Source organism: Caldimonas thermodepolymerans (genome assembly GCF_015476235.1).
In the GTDB taxonomy this organism is placed as follows: Bacteria; Pseudomonadota; Gammaproteobacteria; order Burkholderiales; family Burkholderiaceae_C; genus Caldimonas; species Caldimonas thermodepolymerans.
Map to the genome: position 1 here is coordinate 2,261,712 of NZ_CP064338.1, position 24,197 is coordinate 2,285,908.

Annotated in this window: 28 protein-coding genes; 7 read left to right on the top strand and 21 right to left on the bottom strand. The window is 70.3% G+C overall.

Annotation, left to right across the window (positions count from 1 at the left end):
- Window positions 1–10: 10 nt before the first annotated feature.
- Genes ccoP through IS481_RS10625 form a run of 6 tightly spaced genes read right to left on the bottom strand, consistent with a single transcriptional unit; the run spans window position 11 to window position 5,803 of the window.
- A complete protein-coding gene (gene ccoP, locus IS481_RS10600) occupies window positions 11–946 on the bottom strand; it encodes a cytochrome-c oxidase, cbb3-type subunit III (protein ID WP_104356893.1) in 936 nt (311 codons plus the stop codon).
- A 21-nt stretch (window positions 947–967) separates the two neighbouring features.
- Window positions 968–1,111, bottom strand: a complete 144-nt coding sequence (locus IS481_RS10605) for a cbb3-type cytochrome oxidase subunit 3 (RefSeq protein WP_419186840.1) — start codon at window positions 1,109–1,111, stop codon at window positions 968–970.
- A gap of 10 nt (window positions 1,112–1,121) precedes the next feature.
- Window positions 1,122–1,748 carry a cytochrome-c oxidase, cbb3-type subunit II gene (ccoO, locus tag IS481_RS10610; protein WP_104356894.1) on the bottom strand — a complete coding sequence of 209 codons (627 nt, stop codon included), beginning with the start codon at window positions 1,746–1,748 and terminating at the stop codon, window positions 1,122–1,124.
- Between the two features lie 28 nt (window positions 1,749–1,776).
- Window positions 1,777–3,225: a cytochrome-c oxidase, cbb3-type subunit I gene (gene ccoN / locus IS481_RS10615; RefSeq protein ID WP_104356895.1), complete on the bottom strand. Its 1,449-nt coding sequence runs from the start codon at window positions 3,223–3,225 to the stop codon at window positions 1,777–1,779.
- 28 nt (window positions 3,226–3,253) lie between these two features.
- Entirely contained in the window at window positions 3,254–3,454 is a 201-nt protein-coding gene (ccoS, locus tag IS481_RS10620; protein ID WP_104356896.1) for a cbb3-type cytochrome oxidase assembly protein CcoS, read from the bottom strand.
- Between the two features lie 12 nt (window positions 3,455–3,466).
- On the bottom strand, window positions 3,467–5,803 hold the full coding sequence (locus tag IS481_RS10625) for a heavy metal translocating P-type ATPase (RefSeq protein WP_104356897.1): 2,337 nt from the start codon (window positions 5,801–5,803) through the stop codon (window positions 3,467–3,469).
- A gap of 97 nt (window positions 5,804–5,900) precedes the next feature.
- On the opposite strand from IS481_RS10625, the gene IS481_RS10630 reads away from it, so the two are divergent.
- Entirely contained in the window at window positions 5,901–6,380 is a 480-nt protein-coding gene (locus IS481_RS10630; RefSeq protein WP_104356898.1) for a DUF192 domain-containing protein, read from the top strand.
- Window positions 6,381–6,390: 10 nt separating this feature from the next.
- Here IS481_RS10630 and IS481_RS10635 read toward each other — a convergent pair whose 3' ends face one another.
- The 5 genes from IS481_RS10635 to IS481_RS10655 all read right to left on the bottom strand — a co-directional run bounded on the left by IS481_RS10635 (window position 6,391) and on the right by IS481_RS10655 (window position 10,938).
- On the bottom strand, window positions 6,391–7,779 hold the full coding sequence (locus tag IS481_RS10635; protein WP_104356899.1) for a sensor histidine kinase: 1,389 nt from the start codon (window positions 7,777–7,779) through the stop codon (window positions 6,391–6,393).
- A 15-nt stretch (window positions 7,780–7,794) separates the two neighbouring features.
- Window positions 7,795–8,505, bottom strand: coding sequence for a response regulator (locus IS481_RS10640; RefSeq protein WP_104356900.1), 711 nt, complete (start codon window positions 8,503–8,505; stop codon window positions 7,795–7,797).
- A gap of 163 nt (window positions 8,506–8,668) precedes the next feature.
- The gene (locus IS481_RS10645) at window positions 8,669–9,250 is read right to left on the bottom strand and encodes a superoxide dismutase (RefSeq protein ID WP_104356901.1); all 582 of its coding nucleotides are present in this window, start codon (window positions 9,248–9,250) and stop codon (window positions 8,669–8,671) included.
- A gap of 73 nt (window positions 9,251–9,323) precedes the next feature.
- On the bottom strand, window positions 9,324–10,637 hold the full coding sequence (gene xseA, locus IS481_RS10650) for an exodeoxyribonuclease VII large subunit (protein WP_104356902.1): 1,314 nt from the start codon (window positions 10,635–10,637) through the stop codon (window positions 9,324–9,326).
- Window positions 10,638–10,713: 76 nt separating this feature from the next.
- Window positions 10,714–10,938: a hypothetical protein gene (locus tag IS481_RS10655; protein WP_132765079.1), complete on the bottom strand. Its 225-nt coding sequence runs from the start codon at window positions 10,936–10,938 to the stop codon at window positions 10,714–10,716.
- A 62-nt stretch (window positions 10,939–11,000) separates the two neighbouring features.
- On the opposite strand from IS481_RS10655, the gene IS481_RS10660 reads away from it, so the two are divergent.
- From IS481_RS10660 to adk, 6 genes are all read left to right on the top strand, one after another.
- Window positions 11,001–11,630 carry a MotA/TolQ/ExbB proton channel family protein gene (locus IS481_RS10660; RefSeq protein WP_104356903.1) on the top strand — a complete coding sequence of 210 codons (630 nt, stop codon included), beginning with the start codon at window positions 11,001–11,003 and terminating at the stop codon, window positions 11,628–11,630.
- Window positions 11,631–11,661: 31 nt separating this feature from the next.
- Complete coding sequence (locus IS481_RS10665; protein WP_104357084.1) at window positions 11,662–12,084, top strand: ExbD/TolR family protein; 423 nt, start codon at window positions 11,662–11,664, stop codon at window positions 12,082–12,084.
- A gap of 38 nt (window positions 12,085–12,122) precedes the next feature.
- A complete protein-coding gene (gene lpxK, locus IS481_RS10670) occupies window positions 12,123–13,136 on the top strand; it encodes a tetraacyldisaccharide 4'-kinase (protein ID WP_104356904.1) in 1,014 nt (337 codons plus the stop codon).
- A gap of 12 nt (window positions 13,137–13,148) precedes the next feature.
- Entirely contained in the window at window positions 13,149–13,355 is a 207-nt protein-coding gene (locus IS481_RS10675) for a Trm112 family protein (RefSeq protein ID WP_104356905.1), read from the top strand.
- Window positions 13,352–14,116, top strand: coding sequence for a 3-deoxy-manno-octulosonate cytidylyltransferase (kdsB, locus tag IS481_RS10680; RefSeq protein WP_104356906.1), 765 nt, complete (start codon window positions 13,352–13,354; stop codon window positions 14,114–14,116). The genes IS481_RS10675 and kdsB overlap by 4 nt, the downstream gene beginning before the upstream one ends.
- 102 nt (window positions 14,117–14,218) lie before the next feature.
- Entirely contained in the window at window positions 14,219–14,872 is a 654-nt protein-coding gene (gene adk / locus IS481_RS10685) for an adenylate kinase (RefSeq protein WP_104356907.1), read from the top strand.
- 56 nt (window positions 14,873–14,928) lie between these two features.
- On the opposite strand, the gene IS481_RS10690 is transcribed toward adk, so the two are convergent.
- The 10 genes from IS481_RS10690 to IS481_RS10730 all read right to left on the bottom strand — a co-directional run bounded on the left by IS481_RS10690 (window position 14,929) and on the right by IS481_RS10730 (window position 24,197).
- Entirely contained in the window at window positions 14,929–15,330 is a 402-nt protein-coding gene (locus IS481_RS10690) for a RidA family protein (RefSeq protein ID WP_104356908.1), read from the bottom strand.
- Window positions 15,330–15,785, bottom strand: coding sequence for an acyl-CoA thioesterase (locus IS481_RS10695; protein WP_104357085.1), 456 nt, complete (start codon window positions 15,783–15,785; stop codon window positions 15,330–15,332). Before IS481_RS10695 ends, IS481_RS10690 begins: the two co-directional genes overlap by 1 nt.
- Before the next feature lie 8 nt (window positions 15,786–15,793).
- Window positions 15,794–16,504: an ABC transporter ATP-binding protein gene (locus IS481_RS10700; protein WP_104356909.1), complete on the bottom strand. Its 711-nt coding sequence runs from the start codon at window positions 16,502–16,504 to the stop codon at window positions 15,794–15,796.
- Window positions 16,501–17,256, bottom strand: coding sequence for an ABC transporter ATP-binding protein (locus tag IS481_RS10705; RefSeq protein WP_104356910.1), 756 nt, complete (start codon window positions 17,254–17,256; stop codon window positions 16,501–16,503). The genes IS481_RS10700 and IS481_RS10705 overlap by 4 nt, the downstream gene beginning before the upstream one ends.
- Window positions 17,253–18,278: a branched-chain amino acid ABC transporter permease gene (locus IS481_RS10710; protein WP_419186841.1), complete on the bottom strand. Its 1,026-nt coding sequence runs from the start codon at window positions 18,276–18,278 to the stop codon at window positions 17,253–17,255. The genes IS481_RS10705 and IS481_RS10710 overlap by 4 nt, the downstream gene beginning before the upstream one ends.
- Before the next feature lie 4 nt (window positions 18,279–18,282).
- Window positions 18,283–19,203 (bottom strand): branched-chain amino acid ABC transporter permease, encoded by a 921-nt coding sequence (locus tag IS481_RS10715; RefSeq protein ID WP_104356911.1) that lies wholly within the window; start codon window positions 19,201–19,203, stop codon window positions 18,283–18,285.
- 61 nt (window positions 19,204–19,264) lie between these two features.
- Window positions 19,265–20,440 carry an ABC transporter substrate-binding protein gene (locus IS481_RS10720; protein WP_104356912.1) on the bottom strand — a complete coding sequence of 392 codons (1,176 nt, stop codon included), beginning with the start codon at window positions 20,438–20,440 and terminating at the stop codon, window positions 19,265–19,267.
- A 70-nt stretch (window positions 20,441–20,510) separates the two neighbouring features.
- Window positions 20,511–22,145 carry an AMP-binding protein gene (locus IS481_RS18370; RefSeq protein WP_104356913.1) on the bottom strand — a complete coding sequence of 545 codons (1,635 nt, stop codon included), beginning with the start codon at window positions 22,143–22,145 and terminating at the stop codon, window positions 20,511–20,513.
- A 15-nt stretch (window positions 22,146–22,160) separates the two neighbouring features.
- On the bottom strand, window positions 22,161–23,315 hold the full coding sequence (locus tag IS481_RS18375) for an acyl-CoA dehydrogenase family protein (protein WP_104356914.1): 1,155 nt from the start codon (window positions 23,313–23,315) through the stop codon (window positions 22,161–22,163).
- Between the two features lie 21 nt (window positions 23,316–23,336).
- A complete protein-coding gene (locus tag IS481_RS10730) occupies window positions 23,337–24,197 on the bottom strand; it encodes an enoyl-CoA hydratase family protein (protein WP_104356915.1) in 861 nt (286 codons plus the stop codon).

A 24,197-nucleotide genomic window follows, 5' to 3' on the forward strand; every position in this document is an offset into this window, starting at 1 on the left:
CAGTGCAGCATCACCGTGCTGCGTCAGCCTGCGCGGACTCCATGCCACGCGCGCGGTTGGACAGACCCCAGACGTAGGCGGCCAGCACGCGGATCTGCGGAGCGGTCAGCTTGTCGCCGTGGGCCGGCATCTGGTTGTCGCGGCCGTTGGTGATGGCGGAGATGATCGCCTGCTCACCCCAGCCGTGCAGCCAGACCTTGTCGGTCAGGTTGGGCGCGCCCAGGGCCTGGTTGCCCTTGCCGTCCGCACCGTGGCAGGCGGCGCACACGCCGAACTTGGCCTTGCCGAGCTGCGCGGCGATGCTGTCGTGCGGGCTGCCCGACAGGCTCAGCACGTAGTGGGCGACGTTGCGCACGTCCTCGCTCGTGCCGACGGCCGCGGCCATCGGCGGCATCACGCCGTGCCGGCCGTTGGTGATGGTCTCGATGATGGCCTCGTGCGAGCCGCCATAGAGCCAGTCGTTGTCGGTCAGGTTCGGGAAACCCTTGCTGCCGCGCGCATCAGAACCATGGCACTGGGCACAGTTGTTGACGAACAGGCGCTCGCCGATGCCCATGGCCTGCGCGTTGGCTGCCAGCTGCTCGACGTCCATCGCCTCGAACTGGGCATAGATCGGTTCGATCTGCGCACGCGCCTTCTCGACCTCGGCCTCGTACTGGCTGATCTGGCTCCAGCCCAGCTTGCCCTGGTAGCTGCCCAGGCCCGGGTAGAAGGCCAGGTACACGCCGGCAAAGACGATGGTCAGCACGAACAGGCCCATCCACCAGCGCGGCAGCGGGTTGTTCAGCTCGCGCAGGTCCTCGTCCCAGACGTGGCCGGTGGTGTTGTCGTCGGCCAGCACCTTGCGCTTGCTCGCCAGCAGGAGCAGGACCAGACAGCCGACGATGCCGCCGATGGTCGCCACGGCGATGAAGATCGACCATCCGTTGTGGAAGAAGTCACTCATACGTACTCCTGAGTCCGATCCTCACTCGGACAGGAAGGGAACCTGTGCCGCCTCGTCGAAGCGGCCGCGGTTGCTGCGACGGTAGGCCCACCAGCAGATGCCGAGGAACAGCGCCAGGGACACCACCGTGACGATGGAACGCAGGTCGTTGATGTCGATGTTCATGACGGTGTCCTCACTTCAGCGCGGTGCCGAGCACCTGCAGGTAGGCGACCACGGCATCCAGCTCGGTCTTGCCCTTGACCGCCTCGGCGGCGCCTTCGATCTCCTCGTCGGTGTAGGGCACGCCGACCTTGCGCAGCGCCTTCATCTTGGGCGCCAGCTCCTCGGGCTTGAGCGGCGCGGTGGCCAGCCAGGGGTACGCAGGCATGTTCGATTCGGGCACCACGTCACGCGGGTTGATCAGGTGCACGCGGTGCCATTCGTCGCTGTAGCGGCCACCGACACGGTGCAGGTCCGGGCCGGTGCGCTTGGAGCCCCACTGGAACGGGTGGTCGTACACGAACTCGCCGGCCACCGAGTAGTGCCCGTAGCGCAGCGTCTCGGCGCGGAACGGACGCACCATCTGCGAGTGGCAGTTGTAGCAACCCTCGCGGATGTAGACGTCACGCCCGGCCAGCTGCAGCGGCGTGTAGGGCTTGAGCCCCGCCACCGCCTCGGTGGTCGACTTCTGGAAGAACAGCGGCACGATCTCGACCAGACCGCCGACCGACACCACCAGGATGATCAGCAGGATCATCAGGAAGTTGTTGGTCTCGATCTTCTCGTGCGAGAAGGTATCGGGGGTGTGTTGGGTAGCCATTTCTTGTCCTTGAATCGAAGACCACACCTCAGGCCTGGGCCGGCACGGCCGGCACCACGGGGCGGTTGCCCAGCCCCTGGCGCACCGTCATCACGGTGTTCCAGGCCATGATCCCCATGCCGCCCAGGTAGAGCACGCCACCCAGCAGACGGATCACGTAGAACGGATAGGTGGCCTTGACGCTCTCGACGAAGCTGTAGACCAGCGTGCCGTCGGGGTTGACCGCGCGCCACATCAGGCCCTGCATCACGCCGGCAATCCACATCGCGGCGATGTAGAGCACGATGCCGATGGTTGCCACCCAGAAGTGCAGCTCGATCGCGCGCACGCTGTACATCTTCTTCTGGCCGAACAGGCGCGGGATCAGGTAGTACAGCGAACCCATCGAGATCAGGCCCACCCAGCCCAGCGCGCCCGAGTGCACGTGGCCGACGGTCCAGTCGGTGTAGTGCGACAGCGCGTTGACCGTCTTGATCGACATCATCGGCCCCTCGAAGGTCGACATGCCGTAGAAGGACAGCGAGACGATCAGGAACTTCAGGATCGGGTCGTCACGCAGCTTGTGCCAGGCACCCGAGAGGGTCATGATGCCGTTGATCATGCCGCCCCAGCTCGGCGCCAGCAGGATCAGCGAGAACAGCATCCCCACCGACTGCGCCCAGTCGGGCAGCGCGGTGTAGTGCAGGTGGTGGGGGCCAGCCCACATGTAGGTGAAGATCAGCGCCCAGAAGTGCACGATCGACAGCCGGTAGCTGTAGACCGGGCGCTCGGCCTGCTTCGGGATGAAGTAGTACATCATCCCGAGGAAGCCCGCGGTCAGGAAGAAGCCCACCGCGTTGTGGCCGTACCACCACTGCACCATCGCGTCCTGCACGCCGGCGTAGGCCGAGTAGCTCTTCAGGAAGCTGACCGGGATCGCCGCGCTGTTGACCAGGTGCAGCAGTGCCACGGCGATGATGAACGCGCCGTAGAACCAGTTGGCCACGTAGATGTGCTTGACCTTGCGGATGCCCACGGTGCCGAAGAACACGATGGCGTAGGCGACCCACACCAGCGTGATCAGCACGTCGATCGGCCACTCGAGCTCGGCGTACTCCTTGCCGCTGGTGTAGCCCAGCGGCAGCGTGACGGCCGCCGCGACGATCACCGCCTGCCAGCCCCAGAACGTGAACGAGGCCAGCTTGGGCAGGAACAGCGCCGTCTGGCAGGTGCGCTGGACCACGTAGTAGCTGGTGGCGAACAGCGCACAGCCGCCGAAGGCGAAGATCACGGCATTGGTGTGCAGCGGTCGAAGTCGGCCGTAGCTCAACCAGGGGATGCCGAAGTTGAGTTCGGGCCAGGCAAGCTGCGCGGCGATCCACACGCCGACCAGCATGCCGACCACGCCCCAGACCACGGCCATGATGGCGAACTGACGAACGACCTTGTCGTTGTAGTTCACCGCTGGCAGCGCGGCAGTTGTCGAAGTGGCACTCATGGAACCTCTCACTTTATGAATGGCTGAATCATTGTTGGCGAGCGGTCTCCGGGGCGCCTTGATCGCCATCAACCGTTGCGCGAACAGGCGGTGCGTCGTCCCAGAGAATGCGCTCGCCTTCGCGTTCGACGTTGTCGAACTGCCCGCTCTTGAGGGCCCATGCGAACAGGCCCAGGATGCACAGGACCAGCACCACCGACAGCGGCACCAGCAGGAACAGGATGTCCATCGTCGAGGCCTTTCAGCGTGTGGCCGGTGCGGTGTTCGCCACCGGCACCGGGAGCGATGCGGCCGGCTCGAGGCCGCGCGTCAGGCGCCAGGCATTGAGCACGACCAGCAGCGAACTTGCGGCCATGCCGAGGCCGGCCAGCCACGGCGGCATGTAGCCCAGCACCGCGAGCGGGATGCTCACCGCGTTGTAGGTCGCGGCCCAGGCGAGGTTCTGCGCGATCACGCGCAGCGTGCGCACCGCGAGCCGCCGTGCCGCGACGACGTCGCCCAGCCGCCCGGACAGCAGCGTGAAGTCGGCCTGGGCGCGTGCGAGCGCCGCACCCTGCCCCATCGCCAGCGAGACGTCGGCACGCGCCAGCACCGGCCCGTCGTTGATGCCGTCGCCGACCATCGCGACGCGCCGGCCCGCCGCCTGGGCCTCCTGCACCACCTGCAGCTTGCCCTCGGGCGTCGCGCCGGCGCGCACCTGCTCGATGCCGAGCGCTTCGGCGATGCGCCGGGCCGCGGGCAGCCGGTCGCCGGTCAGCAACAGCACCTCGACCTCGTCCTCCCGCAGGGCGGCCACCGCGCGGCGCGCGTCCGGACGCAGGCTCTCCTCGAACATGAAGCGCGCGACCACCTCGCCGTCGACCGACAGCCACGCGGTCGTGCCCGACATCGGCGAGACCAGCGCGAGCGGCGCCGCGTAGCCGGGCCGCCCGAGCCTCCAGCAGCGTCCCTGCGCGTCCAGCCCTTGCAGGCCCTGCCCCGGCAGTTCCTCGACCGACTGCAGTGGCGCAGCTGTCGCCTGCGCGGTCTCGCGCCGCAGCGCCTGCGACACCGGGTGCAGCGACGCACGGGCCAGCGCCGCGACCATCGCGGCGACCTGTTCCCGGGTCCAGGGCGGCGACACGTCCTGCTGGACCAGCGTCAGGCGGTCCTCGGTCAGCGTGCCGGTCTTGTCGAACACGAACAGGTCCGCGCGCGCCAGCGCCTCCAGGGCCTGCAGCCGCTGCACCAGGATGCCGCGGCGCGCCAGCGCACCGGCGGCAGACAGCAGCGCCGACGGCGTGGCCAGCGACAGCGCGCACGGACAGGTGACGATCAGCACCGCGACCGCGACCCACACCGCGCGCTGCGGCTCGATGGTCGCCCACACCGCCGCGGCACCGACCGCAGCCAGCAACACGACCCACAGGAACGGTCCCGCGATGCGGTCGGCCAGCCGCGCGAGCGCGGGGCGGTCGGCGCTGGCGCGCTCCATCAGCGCGACGATCTGCGCATAGCGGGTGTCCTGCCCGGTGCGCTGCACCAGCATCACCACCGGGGAGCTCAGGTTGTAGCTGCCCGCCACCAGCGGGTCGCCGGCCACGCGCAGCTGCGGGCGCGATTCGCCGGTCAGCAGCGCCTCGTCGACCTGGGCGCGCCCCTCGAGCAGGCGCCCGTCGGCGGGGAAGGCCTGGCCGGGGTGCACGCGCACGCGGTCACCCGCGCGCAGCTGGCGCACCGGCACCGTGCTCGTGCGGCCGTCGGCCTCGAGGCGCTCCACGGTCTCGGGCAGGCGGTGCATCAGCGCCTCCAGGGCACCGGCCGTGGCGTTGCGCGCGCGCAGTTCGAGGTAGCGCCCGCACAGCAGGAAGAAGACGAACATCGTCAGCGAGTCGAAGTAGACCTCGCTGCCGAAGATGCCGCCCGGGTCGAAGGTGGCCCCCGTGCTGGCGATGAACGTGACGACGATGCCGAGCGCGACGGGGACGTCCATGCCGATGCGGCCGGCGCGCAGGTCGCGCCAGGCGCCCTGCAGGAACGGGCCCGCCGAGAACAGCACGACGGGGATGCTCAGCAGCCAGCTGGCCCACTGCAGCAGCTGCCAGATGTCGTCGGTCATGTCGCCGGGTGCCGCGTAGTACGTCGGCACCGCGTACATCATCACCTGCATCATGCAGAAGCCGGCGACGAACAGCCGCCACAGTGCACGGCGGCTTTCCTCGTGGCGCGCGGTCTCGGCCTGCAGCGCGAGCACCGGCGTGGCGCGGTAGCCGGCACGCTCGACCGCGGCCATCATCTCGGACGGGCGCACCCGCCCTTCTTCCCATTGCACGCGGGCGCGCCGCGTGCCGGGGTTGACGTCGGCCTCGCGCACCCCCGGCAGGGCCTTGAGCGCTTCCTCGATCGCCACCGAGCAGGCGGCGCAGTACATGCCCTCGATCGAAAAGCCGGAGACGCCGACGCGCGGCCCGTCCGTGCCGGGCAGCCAGCGCGTGAAGCGGTCGCGCTCCTCCGGCTCGTCCCAGACGGTGGGGTCCGGCACCTGCGGGGGGCCGTCGGTCTTGGGCGACAATGGGGCGCTGGGATGCGGTGATGCCATGCGGAGACTCAGGGGCGACGCCGATGTCGTGCACAGGCATCGGGCCCCGTCACTCTAGGCCGGCCCCTCCGCTTTCGACATGACGTATATCAAGCCGATGACACACGCCTATCGACCTTTCGCACGCCGCACGGCCGTCGCGTGGCTGGCCGGCCTGGTGCTCAGCCTGGCGCTGCCCGCAGGCGCGCAGGACCGCGCCCAGCGGCTGCCCGCGGTGGAACTGCGCGCGGGCTTCCACCTGATCCGCGCGGAGGTGGCGCGCACCCCGGAACAGCGCGCCATCGGCCTGATGCATCGCAAGGAGCTGGGGGCCAACGACGGCATGCTGTTCGTGTTCGAACAGCCCGCCACGCAGTGCTTCTGGATGAAGAACACGCTGATCCCGCTGTCGATCGCCTTCCTGGACGACCAGGGCCGCGTGGTCAACATCGCCGACATGCAGCCGCAGTCGCTGGATTCGCACTGCTCGGCACGCCCGGTGCGCTTTGCGCTCGAGATGAACCAGGGCTGGTTCGCGCGCCGCGGCATCGAGCCGGGCTTCAAGCTGGACGGCCCGCCCTTCGCGCCGGCGCGCTGAAGCCGGCGGCTCAGCCCCGCAGTTCGACGGTGAAGCAGGTGCCGTCGAACGCCGGGCGGCTGGCCACGCGGATGCGGCCGCCCATCCCCTCGACCACCTCCTTCACGATGGCCAGGCCCAGGCCGGTGCCCTCGTGCTCGCGCACGTCCGCGCGGTCGCCGCGCCAGAACGGCTCGAAGATCAGCTCGCCCTGCGCCTCCGGGATGCCGTCGCCGTCGTCGCACACCTGGATGACGACGCCCGCATCCTGGGTCTCCACCTTCACCTCGATGCTGCGTCCGCCATAGCGCAGCGCGTTGTCGAGGAGGTTGGACACCACCTCCCCCAGCCAGACCGGGTGCGCGCGCGCCCACGCCTGGTCGGGCGCCTCCAGCGACACCTGCTTGCCCTCGGAGTCGGCACGCAGCAGCAGCGGCTCGGCCGCTTCGCGGATCACCGGCAGCACGTCGATGGGCTGCAGCTCGCCCGAGGCCAGGTTGCGCAGCGCCGATTCCGAGCGCGCCAGGTTGAGCAGCTGGCCGATCAGGCGCGACATGCGCTCGGCCGAGCCGACCAGGACCTGCAGCAGCGCCTGGGTGCCGCGGTCCGCGCCCGCGCCGCGCAGCTCCTGCTGCAGCTGCTGCGCCAGCACGCGCACCCCGGCCACCGGCGTGCGCAGCTGGTGCGCCGCGTCGGCGACGAAGCGGCGCTGCAGTTCGACCGAGCGCGCCACGTTGCCCAGCAGCGTGTTGATGCGCTCGATCAGCGGCACCGCCTCGGCGGGCACGTCCCCCAGCGGCAGCGGCCGCAGGTCGCGCGGGTCGCGCCGCTCGACCTCGCCGGCGATGCGGGCCAGCGGCGCCACGCCGCGGCGGATGCCCCAGGCCAGCAGCACGAACGTGAGGCTGCCCAGCAGCACGGTGGGCACCAGGATGGCCAGCTGCACCTCGCGCACGAGGTCGGAGCGCTTGCGCTTGGTCTCGATCACCACCACCGTGACGTAGGTCTCGAGCATCGGCGAGCGGATCGAGTACATCGCACCGCGCACCGGTTCCTGGCCGTACATCGCATCGAACACCTCGGGCGCGTCGAAGCTGCCGCTGCGATCCTGCGGCAACGGCAGGTCGCCCGAGCCGGCGAGGATGTTGCCGGCCGCATCGATGACCATGAACGCGTTGCGGTCCGAGCTGTGACGCGCGAGCAGCTGCTGCGCCTGGGTGCTCAGTTCGAGCAGCGGGCCACGGTCGGTCCAGTAGATCTGGGTGGCGATCGCGCTGGCCTCGTCCTGCAGGCTGCGGTCGTAGGCGGTGTCGCCGGCGTAGCTTGCCAGCCGGAACGCGCCATAGGCGGCCACCACCACGCCGAGCAGCCAGACCCACAGCAGCGGGCCCAGCAGCTGCGAACGCAGGCTGGGGTTCATCAGCTCAGGCCGTCGTCACGCCTGGGTCGGGGCCGGCGCGGAGGCGGCATCGGAAGGGGGCGCGGCCGCTTCCATCAGGTAGCCGAAGCCGCGCACGGTCTTGATCGTCACGCCCAGATCGGCGAAGCGCTTGCGCAGGCGGTGGATGTAGACCTCGACCGAGTTCTCGCTGAAGTCGGTCTCCCAGCTCGACAGCGTGGAGACGATGTGGTCCTTGGGCACGACGCGCCCGGCGCGCGCCATCAGCAGCTCGGTCAGCGCCTGTTCGCGCGGGCTCAGGTGCACGCGCTCGCCGCGCCAGCGCAGCTCGCGGTGCCGGATGTCCAGCTCCAGGTCGCCCAGCACCAGCCGGTCCTCGGCACGGCCGGCCGCGCGCCGCACCAGCGCGCGCACGCGCGCCACCAGCTCGGGCAGGTCGAAGGGCTTGACGAGGTAGTCGTCCGCCCCGCTGTCCAGGCCCTGCACGCGGTCGCTCAGCTCGTCGCGCGCGGTCAGGATCAGCACCGGCAGGCGTGCGCCGCGACTGCGCCAGTGACGCAGCACCTCCATGCCGTCGCGCCGGGGCAGGCCCAGGTCGAGCACCGCCAGGTCGTACTGCGTGATCAGGCCCTCGGCGCAGGCCGACATCCCGTCGCCCAACGTGTCGACCTGCCAGCCCTCGCGCTGGAGCGCCCGGGCCACGCCGAAGCTGAGTGCGGGATCGTCTTCAACCAGGAGAATTCTCATGACTGACTGCTGCTAGACGTGATCGGCAGCTATTGTGCCGCCGCGGAAATACCCCCCTGGCTGATGAAAACGCTGACCCCGGGGGCTCCTGCGTGCGCTTTTCGGCACCCGGAACGCAAAAAGCCGGCACGGGGCCGGCTTTGCTGTGCGGGTGACGCGCGCCTCAGGCGAAGTTGGCCTGGACGAAGTCCCAGTTCACGAGATGGTTCAGGAAGGTCTCGACGAACTTCGGACGCAGGTTGCGGTGGTCGATGTAGTAGGCGTGCTCCCACACGTCGATCGTCAGCAGCGGCTTGTCCTCGGTGGTCAGCGGGGTCGCGGCGTTGCTGGTGTTGACGATGTCGACCGAGCCGTCCGGCTTCTTGACCAGCCAGGTCCAGCCCGAACCGAAGTTGCCGACCGCGCTCTTGGTGAAGGCTTCCTTGAAGGCGGCGTAGCTGCCCCACTTCTTGTTGATCGCCTCGGCCAGCGCGCCGGTGGGCTCGCCGCCGCCGTTGGGCTTCATGCAGTTCCAGAAGAACGTGTGGTTCCACACCTGACCGGCGTTGTTGAAAATGCCGCCGCTGGACTTCTTGACGATCTCCTCCAGCGACATGTTCTCGAACTCGGTGCCCTTGATCAGGTTGTTCAGGTTCACGACATAGGCGTTGTGGTGCTTGTCGTGGTGAAACTCGAGCGTTTCCTTGCTCATGTAGGGCTGCAGCGCATCGTGGGGATACGGCAGCGGAGGCAGGGTGTGTTCCATGTCGTTCTTCCTTTCTGTGGGTGGAGTAGAGTGTGAATTCCGGCTCGGATTGTAGGCAGCTGGCGAATTCCCTTCAGGCATTGCCCCGACGGACCTCGCGGACCTCGGCGTCCAGCCGCCCGTCGGCCAGCACGGCCTGGACCCGGTCGCCCGCATGCACGCCGCGTGCCGAGACGATGGCCTGGCCCTGCGCGTCGGTCAGGTAGGCGTAGCCGCGCTGCAGCACGCGGTCGGGGTTGACGCCCTCCAGGCGCGCGCCCAGCGTGTCCAGCCGGGCCGCAAGCTGCTGGCGCCGGTTGGCCACCGCCCGCTCGAGCCGCTGCGCCAGGCGCTGCGCGCGCTGGCGGGCCAGCTCGACGCTGCGCACCGGCGCGGCCTGCAGGCGCAGCGCCAGCCCCTGCAGCCCCTGCTGCATGCGCGACAGCACCTGCGCCGGGCGGGCCAGCCGCAGCCCGGCATGGTCGACGCGCTGCGCCTCGCGCTCGAGCCGGCGCTGCACGCACCGCTGCATCGTCACCGCCATGCCCTGCAGCTCGGCCAGGCACTCCTCGCGCAGCGGCGCGGCCAGCTCGGCGGCGGCGGTCGGGGTCGGTGCGCGCAGGTCGGCGGCGAAGTCGGCGATCGTGAAGTCGGTCTCGTGGCCGACGCCGCACACCACCGGCAGCGGGCAGGCAGCGATCGCCCGCGCGACGCGCTCGTCATTGAACGACCAGAGGTCCTCCAGCGAGCCGCCGCCGCGGCAGACGATCAGCGTGTCGACCTCGCGGCGCGCGCCGGCCAGTTCGATCGCGCGCACCAGCTCCTCGGGCGCCTGGGCCCCCTGCACGCTGGCCGGGTAGACGATCACCCCGACGTGCGGCGCACGCCGCGCCAGCGCGGTCAGCACGTCGCGCAGTGCCGCGGCGTTCAGCGAGGTCACCACGCCGACCGCGCGCGGGTAGGCCGGCAGCGGGCGCTTGCGTGCCGGGTCGAACAGGCCCTCGGCCTCGAGCCGGGCCTTCAGGCGCAGGAACTGCTCGTACAGCGCCCCCTGCCCGGCCGGGCGCATGGCCTCGACGACCAGCTGCAGGTCGCCGCGGGCGTGGTACAGCGCCAGCCGCCCGCGCACCTCGACCAGCTGGCCCTCGCGCGGCACGAAATCCAGCATCGCGGCGGCGCGGCGGAACATCGCGCAGCGCACCAGCGCCGGCTCGACGGCCTGGTCGTCCTTGAGCGAGAAGTAGCAATGGCCGCTCGGCGCCCGGTTGAAGCCGGACAGCTCCCCCTGCACGGTGACCAGGGCGAAGCGCGCCTGCAGCGCGTCGGCCACGGCGTTCAGCAGCGCCGCGACGGTGTAGACCTGGCGCGGCTGGCGCAGGCCGATGGAAGGGGAAACGCGGTCGATCATGCGGCGAGCCCAGGCGTGATGCGGGTTCAGAACTCCACAACCGCGCCAATACGCCGCTGGCGAGCAGGTTTGGCCGTCACGAGCCCGTCACGTTCGTGCAAGTTGTTGATATACAAGGAAAATCTCCTGCCCAATCATGCAGCAATTTGTTCTCCCCCGCGTCAATCTGCGCCTTGCAGCCCGGTGGCGACAACTTGCCCACAAAGTTATCCACAGCAAGAGTGGATTGCGTCCGGTTCGCGTACGGCGTCACGCCGGGATCGGCCGAGGGATCGTCCGGGCGGGTCGGCAGCGCCGCCATGGGCGGGCTTCGCGCCATAATCGCCCCCACGTTTTCCGTGACTCACGAGAGGGGAGTAAGGATTGTTCTCGATCATACAAGCCGCCGGCTGGCCGATCTGGCCCCTGATCCTGTGTTCCATCGTCGCGCTGGCGCTGATCATCGAACGCTTCTCCAGCCTGCGTGAATCGCGCATCGCGCCGCCCAAGCTGCTCGACGAGGTCATCTCGGTCACCCGCTCCAGCCTGCCCGCCCCCGACGTGGTGAACAAGCTGGCGGAGAACTCGCTGCTCGGGCGGGTGCTGGCCACCGGGCTGCGCGCGGTGATCGCCGATCCGCGCATTCCCGAGCACACCCTGCGCAACACCTTCGAGACCGCGGGCCGCGCCGCGGTGCACCAGATGGAGCGCTACCTGAACACGCTTGGCACCATCGCCGCCGCCGCCCCGCTGCTGGGCCTGCTCGGCACGGTGATCGGGATGATCGAGATCTTCGCGTCGCAAGGCGGCGCCACCGGCTCCAACCCCCAGCAGCTGGCGCACGGCATCTCGGTGGCGCTGTACAACACCGCCTTCGCGCTGATGATCGCGATCCCGTCGCTGATGTTCTACCGCTACTTCCGCGGCAAGGTCGACGAGTACATCCTCGACCTCGAACAGGCGGCCGAGCGCATGGTGCCGCACCTGCTGCGCTTCACCGTCGACCACCGCTGAGCCGGTGCAGCGCAAGGAGAGCGCGATGGCGATGAACTTCCACCACCGCCGCAGCGAGGAACCGGAGATCAACCTGATCCCGTTCATCGACGTGCTGCTGGTGATCCTGATCTTCCTGATGCTGACGACCACCTACTCCAAGTTCACCGAGCTGAAGGTGAACCTGCCGGTGGCCGATGCGGAGAAGCTGCGCGACCATCCGAAGGAGCTCATCGTCTCGGTCGCGGCCGACGGCCGCTATGCAGTCAACCGCAAGCCCGTCGAGGGTCGCAGCGTCGACCTGCTGGCCGCCGAGATGCGCGCGGCCGCCGGCAACGGCGAGAACACCGTGGTGATCGTCTCGGCCGACGCCACCGCGGCGCACCAGAGCGTGATCAACGTGATGGACGCCGCCCGGCGCGCGGGGCTGAGCCAGCTGACCTTCGCCACCCAGGCCTCCGGCGGCGCGCGCTGACGGCGCTGCGCGCCTTCCCCGGGGTCCCTCTTTTCACCATGTCGTGGCGGCAACGTGTCCAGGCGGCCTGGCTGCAGCGCGGGCCGATGGCCTGCGCGCTGCTGCCGCTGGCCGGGCTCTATGCCGCCGCCGTCCGGCTGCGCCAGGCCTTGTACGCCACCGGCCTGCGGCGGCGCGAGCGCCTGCCGGTGCCGGTGGTGGTGGTCGGCAACGTGATCGCCGGCGGTGCCGGCAAGACACCCACCGTGATCGCGGTCGTGCAGCACCTGCAACGGCGCGGCGAACGCCCGGGCATCGTCTCGCGCGGCTACGGCGGGCGTCGCCACGAGGTGCCGCACGAGGTGCAGCCGGACAGCCCGGCTGCCGAGGTCGGCGACGAACCACGCCTGATGGCCCGCCGCACCGGGGTCCCGGTGGTGGTCGGCGCCGACCGGGTGGCCGCCGCGCGCGCGCTGCTGCAGGCGCACCCCGACACCACGGTGATCGTCAGCGACGACGGCCTGCAGCACCTGCGGCTGGCGCGCGACGTGGAGATCCTGGTGTTCGACGAGCGCGGTGCCGGCAACGGCTGGTGGCTGCCGGCCGGGCCGCTGCGCGAAAGCGCCGCGCGCCGCGCCGACCTGCTGCTGTACAACGCCCCGGTGCCGTCGACGCCGCGCCCCGGCTTCGTCGCGACGCGCCGGCTGGGCGACGCGGTGCCGCTGGCGGCCTGGCGTGCCGGAGACCGCCAAGGCCTGCCGCTGCCGCAACTGGCCGCGCGCCGGGTGCTGGCCGCGGCCGGCATCGCCCACCCCGAACGCTTCTTCGCGATGCTGGAAGCACTGGGCCTGCGCCCCGAGCGCCTGCCGCTGCCCGACCACGCCGCGCTGGACCCCCTGCCCTGGTGCGGCTGGGACGGCGACGTCATCCTGGTGACGGAAAAGGACGCAGTGAAACTGGATGCTGCAACCGACCCGCGCCTGCATGTCGTGGCGCTAGACTTTGAGCCCGATCCCGCCTTCTTTGCGGCGCTCGACCGGCTGCTGCCGGCATCTTCCGCGCCCGCCCGATGAGGATGCTTTTCCATGGACACCCGATTGCTCGAACTGCTCGTCTGCCCGGTCTGCAAGGGCCCGCTGGAGCACGATCGCGAGGCGCATGAGCTGATCTGCCGCGCCGACCACCTGGCCTATCCGATCCGCGACGGCATTCCGGTGATGCTGGAGTCCGAAGCCCGCGACCTCGACGCCACCGCCGCGGCCGCCCCAGCGACGCCGGGGACCGCGGCATGAGCTTCACGGTCCTGATCCCCGCCCGGCTCGCCTCCACCCGCCTGCCGAACAAGCCGCTGGCCGACCTGGGCGGCCTGCCGATGGTCGTGCGCGTCGCGCAGCAGGCCTGCAAGAGCCGCGCCCAGCGCGTGGTGGTCGCGGCCGACGACGAGCGGGTCGCGCAGGCCTGCCGCAGCCACGGGGTCGAGGTCGTGATGACCCGCCCCGACCATGCCACCGGCAGCGACCGCCTGGCCGAGGCCTGCGAGCAGCTCGGGCTGGACGGCGGCGAGGTGGTCGTCAACGTGCAGGGCGACGAGCCGATGATCGACCCGGCGCTGATCGACGCCTGCGCCGACGTGCTGAGCCGCCGCATCGGTTGCGTGATGAGCACCGCCGCGCACCCGATCGAGGACATCGCCGAGTTCACCAGCACCAACGTGGTGAAGGTGGTCTGCGACGCCATGGGGCGCGCGCTGTACTTCTCGCGCGCGCCGCTGCCCTGGTGGCGCGACGGCTACCGCGACGGCATCGGGCGCCTGAGCTCGCCCGCGCCGCTGCGTCACATCGGCATCTACGGCTATCACGCCGGCTTCCTGCGCCGTTTCCCGACGCTGGCGCAGAGTCCGCTGGAGATCACCGAATCGCTGGAGCAGCTGCGCGTGCTGTGGCACGGCGAGCGCATCGCGGTGCACGTGACCGACGTGCGCCCGGGCCCCGGCGTCGACACCCCGGAGGACCTGGCCCGGGTGCAGGCGTATTTCGACACGCTGCGTGCGTAAGTTTGGTGCAGCAGTGCGCGTGGTATCCTCGCCCCGGATCAGCCACGGGGCGACTGCAAACGTTGCGGCGACCCCTGCCGCAACATCTCTCCAGAGGAACCCATGCGATTGATACTGTTGGGCGCGCCAGGCGCCGGAAAAGGCACGCAGGCCGCGTACATCTGCCAGAAGTACGGCATCCCCCAGATTTCCACGGGCGACATGCTGCGCGCCGCCGTCAAGGCGGGCACCCCGCTGGGTCTGGAAGCGAAGAAGGTCATGGACGCCGGCGGCCTGGTGAGCGACGACATCATCATCGGCCTGGTCAAGGAACGCATCGCGCAGCCTGACTGCGCCAACGGCTTCCTGTTCGACGGCTTCCCGCGCACCATCCCGCAGGCCGACGCGATGAAGGCTGCCGGGGTCAAGATCGACTACGTGCTCGAGATCGACGTGCCCGACGAGGCCATCATCGAGCGCATGAGCGGCCGCCGCGTGCACGTGGCCTCGGGCCGCACCTACCACGTCAAGTACAACCCGCCCAAGGTGGCCGGCAAGGACGACGTGACCGGCGAGGACCTGATCCAGCGCGACGACGACAAGGAAGAGACCGTGCGCAAGCGCCTGGACGTCTACAAGAGCCAGACCCGCCCGCTGGTCGACTACTACTCGCAGTGGGCCGCCACCGGCGACCCCGCCGCGCCCAAGTACCGCCGCATCAGCGGACTGGGCACGGTCGACGAGATCACCGCCCGCGCGCTCGAGGCGCTCGCCTGAACGCTCACGCGCCCCTTTGGTCCTGACACGGCCGCCTGCGGGCGGCCGTGTCGCTTTCAGCCCGCCTCGTCGGGGATGACGGCGGTGACCTCGATCTCGACCTTGGCGCGGTCCTCCATCAGCGCCGAGACCTCCACCGCGGTCATCGCCGCGTTGTAGCTGCCGATGATCTCGCGGTAGGCCGCGCCGATCTCCTTGTTGCGCGCCAGGTACTCGCGCTTGTCGGTCACGTACCAGGTCATGCGCACGATGTGCTCCGGCCTGGCGCCGGCCTCGGCCAGCACCGCGACCACGTTCTGCAGGGCCTGCCGGGCCTGCCCGGCCAGGTCGTCGGTGTGGAACACGCCTTCGGCATCCCAGCCGACCATGCCGGCCACGAACACCATCTGGCCCCTGGCCAGCACGCCGTTGGCGTAGCCGCGCGGGCGCGGCCACCCGGGGGGAAGCAGGACTAGCATCACGTGTCTCCAGTCGATGAGGGTGCGTCGCGCACGAACCGCCCCAGCGCCGCGCGCACGTCGTCGGGCAGCGGGATCGCGCGGTGCGTCTCGAGCGAGGTCGACACCAGCACCTGGCGCGCGCGCACGCGCGCCTCGTCTCCATGCCGGCAGCCAAGCTGCAGCGTCAGCGACGCCCCGCCGATGCGCTCGACCGACAGCCCCAGCGTCACGGTCTCGCCCATGCGGCTGGGCGCGCTGAACTCGCAGTTCAGGCTCACGGTCGGCAAGCCGGTGCGCCTGGGCCCCAGCAGCGAGGCGTACTCGATGCCGAGCCCTTCGGTGAACCAGTCCTCGACCAGGTCGTTGAACATCACCAGGTATTGCGGGAAGAAGACGATGCCCGCCGGGTCGCAGTGCGCGAAGCGGATCAGGCGTTCACGCTCGAAGGCGTGGCGGATGGCCGTGTGAGTCATCTCGTTGGTCATACCCCGACATAACGCACCCACAGCCCTTCGTCGGCCGCGAGCTGCTGCGAATCGCCCTGCCAGACCACCCGGCCGCGCTCGATCAGCGTGTGCCGGTCGGCCAAGCGCACCAGGCGCTTGACATACTTGTCGATCACCATGATCGCCTGGCGCTGCCCGCGCAGCGTCGCCAGGCACCGCCAGATCTCCTCGCGCACCAGCGGTGCCAGCCCCTCGGTGGCCTCGTCGAGGACCAGCAGGTGCGGGTTGGTCATCAGCGCCCGGCCGATCGCGAGCATCTGCTGCTCGCCGCCCGAGAGCTGGTGCCCCATGTTCTGCCGCCGTTCCTTCAGGCGGGGAAACAGCGCGTACACGCGCTCCAGCGTCCATGGCTGCGCGACGCCGGCCCGGTTGGCGGCGAAGGCGCGCAGGTTCTCCTCGACCGTCAGGTTGGGAAAGATCTGCCGGCCCTCGGGCACCAGCGCCAGGCCCATGCGCGCGATGCGGTCGGGCGAGCGCCCGTCGATGCGCTCGCCGAGGAAGCGCACCGTGCCGCCCCTGGGCGGCGTCAACCCCAGGATCGCGCGCACGGTGGTGGTCTTGCCCATGCCGTTGCGGCCGAGCAGCGTGGCCACCTCGCGCTCGCCGACCGTGAAATGGATGTCGAACAGCACCTGGCTGCTGCCGTAGGCGCATTGCAGGTGTTCGACCTCGAGCAGCGCGCTCATGCCGGCACCTCCTCGTCGCCCAGGTAGGCACGCCGCACCTCGGGATGCCCGCGGATCTCGTCCACCGTGCCGCAGGCGATCACGCGCCCGGCCACCAGGGTCGAGACCCGGTCGGCGAGCCGGAACACCGCGTCCATGTCGTGCTCGACCAGCAGCAGCGTCACCTCCTGGCGCAGGCCCTGCAGCAGCTCGACCATGCGGGCCGACTCGTCCGGCCCCATGCCGGCCATCGGCTCGTCGAGCAGCAGCAGCTTGGGCCGGGTCGCCAGCGCCAGGCCCACCTCCAGCTGGCGCTGCTCGCCATGCGCCAGGGCGCCGGCGATGGCCTCCAGTCGGTGTCCCAGGCCGATGCGCGCCGCCACTGCCGCCGCTTCCTCGTAGCGCTGCCGCTCGGCGCGAGCCGGGCGCCAGAAAGAGAAGCTGCTGCCGCTGCGCGCCTGCACGGCCAGCGCCAGGTTGTCCAGCACGCTCAGGCGCCGGAAGATGCTGGTGATCTGGTAGGAGCGTGCCAGCCCGCGCATCACCCGCTGCGGCATCGCCAGCCCCGTGACGTCCTGCCCGTCGAACACGATGCGCCCGGCATCGGGCGCCAGCGCACCGGAGATCTGGTGGATCAGCGTGGTCTTGCCCGCACCGTTCGGTCCGATCAGTGCGTGCACCTCGCCCGGCCGCACCTCGATGCGTGCCTGGTCGGTGGCGACCACCCCGCCGAAGCGCTTGACCAGGCCGTCGATCAGCAGCAGCGGCGTCATGCCGACCCCCGACGTCGCGGCAGCAGGCCGACCAGGCCTTGCGGGGCGACCAGCACCACCAGCAGCAGCACGGCACCGACCCCGAACTGCCAGTGGATCGTGTAGCCCACCGCGATCTCCTCGAGCAGCAGCAGCACCAGCGCACCGACGAAGCCGCCGTACAGGTGCCCCACCCCGCCCAGGATCACCATCACCATCAGCTGCCCGGACTGGCTCCAGTGCATCAGCGCGGGACTGATGATGCCGCTCTGGTTGGCCGCCAGCGCCCCCGCCAGCCCGGCCAGTGCACCAGCCAGCGTGAAGGCCGCCAGCCGGTAGCGGTACACCGGAAAGCCGATCGCCGCCATGCGGGTCTCGTTCTCGCGCGCGGCCTGGAGCACATGGCCGAAGCGCGCGTTGAGCAGGCGCTGGATCGCGAGGAACGCCAGCACGAACAGCACCAGCACCACGTAGTAGAAGCTGGCATCGTCGCCCAGGTCCAGCGCGCCCAGCGTCGAGCGCGCCGGCAGCGGCAACCCGTCCTCGCCGCCGTAGTCGCGCAGCGAGATCATCACGTAGTACAGCATCTGCGCGAAGGCCAGCGTGATCATGATGAAGTACACGCCGCGCGTGCGCAGGCTGATCGCGCCGATCACGAAGGAGAACGCCGCGGCAGCGGCCACCGCCACCGGCCACGCAATCCAGGCCGAGGTGATGCCCTCCTGCATCAGGATGCCCACCGCGTAGCCGCCGATGCCGAGGAAGGCCGCATGGCCGAAGCTGACCATGCCACCGAAGCCGAGGATGAGGTTCAGGCTGGTGGCCGCCAGCGCGAAGATCAGGATGCGGCTGCCCAGCCCGATGTAGAAGCTCTCGTCCAGCGCCTCGGCCGCCAGCGGGAAGGCCACCAGCAGCGCGAGCAGCACCAGGGCCACCGGCCAGTGCAGCGGATGATCGAGCACGCCGGTGCGTGCGCCGGCGCCCGGGGCGGCAGCCCGGGGACTCGCGGTCATCGGCGGGGAGGGCGAGGTCACGGCATCCATCCCCTCACCCCCGCGCCGGGAACAGGCCCTGGGGCTTCCAGAACAACACCACCGCCATCAGCACGTAGATCAGGATCGAGGCCAGCGCCGGCCCGGCCCCCGAGGCCGCCGACGGGCCCAGCAGGCCGCCCAACGCCACCGGCACGAAGGTGCGCCCGACCGTGTCGACCAGCCCCACCAGCAGCGAGGCCACCAGCGCCCCGCGGATCGAGCCGATGCCGCCGATGACGATCACGACGAAGGCGAGGATCAGGATGTTCTCGCCCATGCCGACCTGCACCGCCACCAGCGGCCCGAGCAGGCCGCCGGCCACCGCGCACAGCGCCGCGCCGACGCCGAACACCAGCGTGAACAGGCGCCGGATGTCCGAGCCCATCGCCAGCGCCATCTCGCGGTTGGACGCGCCCGCCCTCACCCGCATGCCGATGCGCGTGCGCACCACCAGCAGGTACAGCAGCGCCGCCACCGCCAGCCCGACCGCGATGATCAGCATCCGGTACGCCGGGTACTGGAAGCCGGGCCACAGCTCCACCGGCCCGGCCAGCGCCGCCGGCGGGTTGAGCAGGATGGGCTGCGCGCCCCAGATCATGCGCACCGCCTCGTTGCACATCAGCAGGATCGCGAAGGTGCCGAGCACCTGCGACAGGTGGTCGCGCTGGTAGAGCCGCCGCAGGATCGTCACTTCCAGCGCGATGCCGAACAGCGCGGTGCCGGCGATGCCGGCTGCCAGCCCCGCGAGGAAGGACCCCGAGGCCTGCGCCGCCGCCGCGGTGAGGTAGGCCCCCACCATGTACAGCGAGCCGTGCGCCAGGTTGATCATGTCCATGATCCCGAACACCAGCGTCAGCCCGGCGGCGAGCAGGAACAGCATCAGGCCGAACTGCAGGCCGTTGAGGGCCTGCTCGAGGATCAGCGTGGCGGTCATCCGCGCCCCCCTGCGGCCCGGCGCCCGCCCGGGCTGCGTCGGCGTGCAGGCAGGCGGCGCATCACTTCATCCTGCACTCGCCGACATAGGCGTCGGCATGGTCCTTGAAGACGGTGGACAGGGTGCGGTTGGTCACGCGCCCCTGCGCGTCCTTGACCACCACGCGCAGGTAGTAGTCCTGCACCGGGTGATGGTTGGTGTTGAAGCGGAACGCGCCGCGCACCGACTTGAAGTTGGCCGCCTTGAGCGCACGCCGCACGGCGTCCTTGTCCTCGATGCGGCCCTTGACGTCGCGGATCGCCGCATCGATCAGCATCGCGGCGTCATAGCCCTGGGAGGCGTACAGCGACGGCAGCCGGCCGTACTCCTTCTCGAAGTCGGCCACGAAGCGCTTGTTCTGCGGGTTGTCGAGGTCGTGCGCCCATTGCGAGGTGTTGAACATGCCGAGCATGGGATCGCCCACCGCGCGGATCACGTCCTCGTCGGCCGAGAATCCCGGGCCGAACAGCGTGACGTCCTTGGACAGGCCCGAGGAAACGAACTGCTTGATGAAGTTGATGCCCATGCCGCCGGGCAGGAAGATGTACAGCGCATCGGGCTGCGCGGCGCGGATCTGCGCCAGCTCGGGGGCGTAGTCCAGCTGCCCGAGCCGGGTGTAGATCTCCTGCACCACCTCGCCCTTGTAGAAGCGCTTGAAGCCGGTCAGCGCGTCCTTGCCGGCCGGGTAGTTGGGCGCCAGCAGCGCGACCTTCCTGAAGCCCTTGTCCGCCACCGTCTTGCCCACCGCCTCGTGCAGGTTGTCGTTCTGCCAGGCGACGTTGAAGTAGAACGGGTTGCACTGCGCACCGGCGTACTGCGACGGCCCGGCATTGGCGCTGATGTAGAAGGTCTGCGACGCGAAGATCGGCTGACCGATCGCCAGCATCACGTTGGAGAACACCACCCCGGTCATGAAGTCCACCTTGTCGCGCTTGAGCAGGCGGTCGGTGGTCTGGCGCGCCGCATCGGGGCTCTGCTGATCGTCGGCGACGATGACCTCGGCCGGCAGCCCGCCCAGCTTCCCGCCGGTGTGCTTCAGTGCCAGGTTGAAGCCGTCGCGGATGTCGATGCCCAGGCCCGCGCCCGGCCCGGACAGGGTGCTGAGAAACCCGATCTTGACACGGTCGGCAGCGGGGGCGCCGGTCGCCGCGGCCGCCAGGGTCAACGCAAGGACAAGATGACGCAAGGGCTCGGACATCACGGTCTCCTGGTGTGGGTGGAACGGAAGGCGCAAGCATGCACGAAGTCGGGGGCTTCCCGACAGCGGGTTACACCGCACCCGGCTTGAGCCGGTAGCGCTGCAGCTTGCCGGTCTCGGTGCGCGGCAGCGAGTCGCGGAACTCGATCGCGCGCGGGTACTTGTACGGCGCGATGCTGCGCTTGACGAAGTCCTGCAGCTCCTGCACCAGCGCCTCGCCCGGGCGGTGCCCCTCGCGCAGCACGACGAAGGCCTTGACGAGCTGGCCGCGCTCCTCGTCGGGCACCCCGATCACCGCGCATTCGGCCACCGCAGGGTGCGCCAGCAGGGCATCCTCCACCTCGGGCGCGGCGATGTTGTAGCCGGCCGAGACGATCAGGTCGTCGGTGCGTGACTGGAAGTGGAAGTAGCCTCGCTCGTCGAGCACGTAGGCGTCGCCGGTGACGTTCCAGCCGTGCTTCACGTACTGGCGCTGCCGCTCGTCGGCCAGGTAGCGGCATCCGGTCGGCCCCTTGACCGCCAGGTGCCCGATCACCCCGGGCGCGACCGGCCGGCCCTCGTCGTCCAGCACGCAGGCCTGGTAGCCCGGCACCACGGTGCCGGTCGCGCCGGGCACGGCATGCGCCTCGTCGGCCGAGATGAAGATGTGCAGCATCTCGGTCGAGCCGATGCCGTCGATCAGCTCGATCCCGGTGGCGTCCTTCCAGAGCTGGCGGGTGGCCGCCGGCAACGCCTCGCCGGCCGAGACGCACTTGCGCAGCGTGCCGCCGTGCGGCGCGCCGATGCGCAGGCGCTTCGCGTCGGCGGCCATCGCGCGGTACGAGGTCGGCGCGGTGAACAGCACGGTGGCCCCGAACTCCTGGATCGCCGGCAGCAGCAGCGGGGGCGCGGCCTTCTCCAGCAGCACGGTGGAGGCACCGATGCTCATCGGGAACAGCAGCAGGCCGCCCAGGCCGAAGGTGAAGGCCAGCGGCGGGCTGCCGATGAACACGTCGTCGGGCGCGGCCTTCAACACGTGCGGCGGCCAGCACGCGCAGATCGCCATCACGTCGCGGTGGAAGTGCATCGTGCCCTTGGGCTGGCCGGTGGTGCCGGAGGTGAAGGCAATGATGCAGGTGTCGTCCGCCGCGGTCGCGACATTGTCGAACTGTGCGCCCTGGCGCGCCATCGCCGCCTCCAGCCCCTGCGGCGACGGGTCCCGGAAGTGGCGCAGCTGCTGCAGCGTCGGGCACTGCGCCGCGGCCGCCTCGAGCTCCCCGGCCAGCGAATGGTCGCACAGCGCGTGCGAGACCTGGGCCTTGTCGATGATCTGCTTCAGCTCCTTGGCGCGCAGCAGCGGCATCGTCGCCACCGCGATGCCGCCGGCCTTCATCACCGCGAACCAGCAGGCCGCCAGCATCGGGTTGTTCGGCGCGCGCAGCAGCACCCGGTTGCCGGGCACCAGGCCCATCTCGCGCACCAGCACGTGGGCGATGCGGTTGGCCTGCGCCTGCAGCTGCGCGTAGGTCCAGCACACGCCCCCCGGCGCCCGGATGCACGGCCGGTCGCCCTGCCCGCTCTCGACCCAGCGGTCGAGCAGCTCGTGGGCACAGTTCAGCCGCGCGGGAAACTGCAGCTCGGGCAGCGTGAAGAGGAACTCCGGCTGCAGCTCCGGCGGCGGCAGGTGGTCGCGCGCGAAGGTGTCGACATGGGCGGTGTACGTCATGGCGCATGCTCCTTCTCAGGCTCGGGCGGCCTTGAGCAGCTCGCGGGCGATGATGAGCTGCTGCACTTCGGTCGCTCCTTCGTAGATGCGCAGGGCACGGATCTCGCGGTACAGCCGCTCGACCGTCTGCCCGCTGGTCACCCCCAGGCCGCCCCACATCTGCACGGCCGCATCGATGACCTGCTGGGCGCCTTCGGTGGCGGCCATCTTGGCCATCGCGGCCTCCTGCGTCACGGACTGCCCCTGGTCGCGCAGCCAGGCCGCGCGGTAGGTCAGCAAGGCGGCGCTGTCGATGGTGGTGGCCATCTGCGCCAGCCTGGCCTGGGTGAGCTGGAAGTCCGCCAGCGTCTGGTTGAACATGCGACGCGTGGTGGCACGCTGCAGCGCCTCGTCCAGCGCGCGGCGCGCGAAGCCGAGCGCGGCAGCCGCCACCGAGGTGCGGAACACGTCCAGCGTGCGCATCGCGAGCTTGAAGCCCGCACCCGGCATGCCCAGCCGGTTGGCCGCCGGGATGCGGCAGCCGCTGAATCGCAGCCGCGCCAGCGGGTGCGGCGCGATCACGTCGATGCGCTCGGCGATCTCGAAGCCGGGCGTGCCCGCCTCGACGATGAAGGCCGAGATGCCGCGCGCGCCGGGCGCCTCGCCGGTGCGCGCGAACACCACGTAGAGGTCGGCGATGCCGCCGTTGGAGATCCAGGTCTTCTCGCCGTCGAGCACGACCTGCCCTCCCTCCTCGCGCGCGGCGCACTGCATCGCCGCGACGTCCGAGCCGGCCTCGGGTTCGGACAGCGCGAAGGCACAGATCACCTCGCCGCGCGCCACGCGCGGCAGCCAGTGCGCACGCTGTCCGGGCGTGCCTTCCAGGCTGATCGCCCCCGAGCCCAGCCCCTGCATCGCGAACGCGAAGTCCGCCAGCCCGTCGTGGCGGGCCAGCGTCTCGCGGATCAGGCAGATCGCGCGGGTGTCGATCGGGGCAGTGCCGTCGGCCACCGCGTGACGCAACCAGCCGCCCTCGCCCAGCAGCCGCACCAGCGTGCGGCAGGTGGCATCGACGTCCGCCCCGTGGGCGGCGCCGGGCAGCCGCTCCTGCGCCCAGGCGTCCAGCGCCTGCACGAGGCGCCGGTGGCGCTCCTCGAAGAACGGCCAGTCGAGATAGCGGGTGTCGCTCATGGCCGTCTCCTGCTCCTGGCTTCAGTTGCCCTCGAAGGTCGGGCGGCGCTTCTCGACGAAGGCGTGGTAGGCCCGCGAGAAGTCCTCGGTCAGCATGCACAGGGCCTGGGCCTGCGCCTCGGCCTCGATGGCCTGGTCGATGCCCATGTCCCATTCCTGGTGCAGCATGGCCTTGGTCAGGCCGTTCGCAAATGTCGGGCCATGCGCCAGCTCGTGCGCCAGTGCTTGCGCCTGCTCGAGCAGATGCTCCGGCTCGCACAGGCGGTTGAAGAAGCCCCATTGCAGGCCCTCCTCGCCCCCCATCGCACGGCCGGTGTAGAGCAGCTCGCTGGCCCGGCCCTGTCCGATGATGCGCGGCAGCAGCGCGCAGGCGCCCATGTCGCAGCCCGCCAGCCCGACACGGTTGAACAGGAAGGCGGTGCGGCTGCGCGCCGTGCCGTAGCGCAGGTCCGAGGCCATCGCGATGATCGCGCCGGCACCGGCACAGACCCCGTCCACCGCGGCGACGATGGGCTGCGGACAGTGCCGCATCGCCTTGACCAGGTCCCCGGTCATGCGGGTGAACATCAGCAGCTCCGGCGCCTTGAGCCGCAGCAGCGGGCCGATGATCTCGTGCACGTCGCCGCCGGAGCAGAAGTTGCCGCCTGCGCCGGTGACCACGACCGCCTGCACGTCCTCGGCGTGGCGCAGCCGGCCGAACAGGTCGCGCAGCTCGGCGTAGGCATCGAAGGTCAGCGGGTTCTTGCGCTGCGGCCGGTCCAGCGTGACGGTGCCCACGCGCTCGTGCACCGTCCAGCGGAAATGCCGCGCCTCGTAGCCGGACAGCCGGATGCGGTTGCCGGCCACCAGGGCCGGGTCGACACGGGGTTGATCTGCGGACAT

Coding starts and splice junctions, on each gene's coding strand:
- ccoP (WP_104356893.1), bottom strand. CDS start 946: ATGAGTGACTTCTTCCACAACGGATGGTCGATCTTCATCGCCGTGGCG.
- IS481_RS10605 (WP_419186840.1), bottom strand. CDS start 1,111: ATGAACATCGACATCAACGACCTGCGTTCCATCGTCACGGTGGTGTCC.
- ccoO (WP_104356894.1), bottom strand. CDS start 1,748: ATGGCTACCCAACACACCCCCGATACCTTCTCGCACGAGAAGATCGAG.
- ccoN (WP_104356895.1), bottom strand. CDS start 3,225: ATGAGTGCCACTTCGACAACTGCCGCGCTGCCAGCGGTGAACTACAAC.
- ccoS (WP_104356896.1), bottom strand. CDS start 3,454: ATGGACATCCTGTTCCTGCTGGTGCCGCTGTCGGTGGTGCTGGTCCTG.
- IS481_RS10625 (WP_104356897.1), bottom strand. CDS start 5,803: ATGGCATCACCGCATCCCAGCGCCCCATTGTCGCCCAAGACCGACGGC.
- IS481_RS10630 (WP_104356898.1), top strand. CDS start 5,901: ATGACACACGCCTATCGACCTTTCGCACGCCGCACGGCCGTCGCGTGG.
- IS481_RS10635 (WP_104356899.1), bottom strand. CDS start 7,779: ATGAACCCCAGCCTGCGTTCGCAGCTGCTGGGCCCGCTGCTGTGGGTC.
- IS481_RS10640 (WP_104356900.1), bottom strand. CDS start 8,505: ATGAGAATTCTCCTGGTTGAAGACGATCCCGCACTCAGCTTCGGCGTG.
- IS481_RS10645 (WP_104356901.1), bottom strand. CDS start 9,250: ATGGAACACACCCTGCCTCCGCTGCCGTATCCCCACGATGCGCTGCAG.
- xseA (WP_104356902.1), bottom strand. CDS start 10,637: ATGATCGACCGCGTTTCCCCTTCCATCGGCCTGCGCCAGCCGCGCCAG.
- IS481_RS10655 (WP_132765079.1), bottom strand. CDS start 10,938: ATGGCGGCGCTGCCGACCCGCCCGGACGATCCCTCGGCCGATCCCGGC.
- IS481_RS10665 (WP_104357084.1), top strand. CDS start 11,662: ATGAACTTCCACCACCGCCGCAGCGAGGAACCGGAGATCAACCTGATC.
- lpxK (WP_104356904.1), top strand. CDS start 12,123: ATGTCGTGGCGGCAACGTGTCCAGGCGGCCTGGCTGCAGCGCGGGCCG.
- IS481_RS10675 (WP_104356905.1), top strand. CDS start 13,149: ATGGACACCCGATTGCTCGAACTGCTCGTCTGCCCGGTCTGCAAGGGC.
- kdsB (WP_104356906.1), top strand. CDS start 13,352: ATGAGCTTCACGGTCCTGATCCCCGCCCGGCTCGCCTCCACCCGCCTG.
- adk (WP_104356907.1), top strand. CDS start 14,219: ATGCGATTGATACTGTTGGGCGCGCCAGGCGCCGGAAAAGGCACGCAG.
- IS481_RS10690 (WP_104356908.1), bottom strand. CDS start 15,330: ATGCTAGTCCTGCTTCCCCCCGGGTGGCCGCGCCCGCGCGGCTACGCC.
- IS481_RS10695 (WP_104357085.1), bottom strand. CDS start 15,785: ATGACTCACACGGCCATCCGCCACGCCTTCGAGCGTGAACGCCTGATC.
- IS481_RS10700 (WP_104356909.1), bottom strand. CDS start 16,504: ATGAGCGCGCTGCTCGAGGTCGAACACCTGCAATGCGCCTACGGCAGC.
- IS481_RS10705 (WP_104356910.1), bottom strand. CDS start 17,256: ATGACGCCGCTGCTGCTGATCGACGGCCTGGTCAAGCGCTTCGGCGGG.
- IS481_RS10710 (WP_419186841.1), bottom strand. CDS start 18,278: ATGGATGCCGTGACCTCGCCCTCCCCGCCGATGACCGCGAGTCCCCGG.
- IS481_RS10715 (WP_104356911.1), bottom strand. CDS start 19,203: ATGACCGCCACGCTGATCCTCGAGCAGGCCCTCAACGGCCTGCAGTTC.
- IS481_RS10720 (WP_104356912.1), bottom strand. CDS start 20,440: ATGTCCGAGCCCTTGCGTCATCTTGTCCTTGCGTTGACCCTGGCGGCC.
- IS481_RS18370 (WP_104356913.1), bottom strand. CDS start 22,145: ATGACGTACACCGCCCATGTCGACACCTTCGCGCGCGACCACCTGCCG.
- IS481_RS18375 (WP_104356914.1), bottom strand. CDS start 23,315: ATGAGCGACACCCGCTATCTCGACTGGCCGTTCTTCGAGGAGCGCCAC.
- IS481_RS10730 (WP_104356915.1), bottom strand. CDS start 24,197: ATGTCCGCAGATCAACCCCGTGTCGACCCGGCCCTGGTGGCCGGCAAC.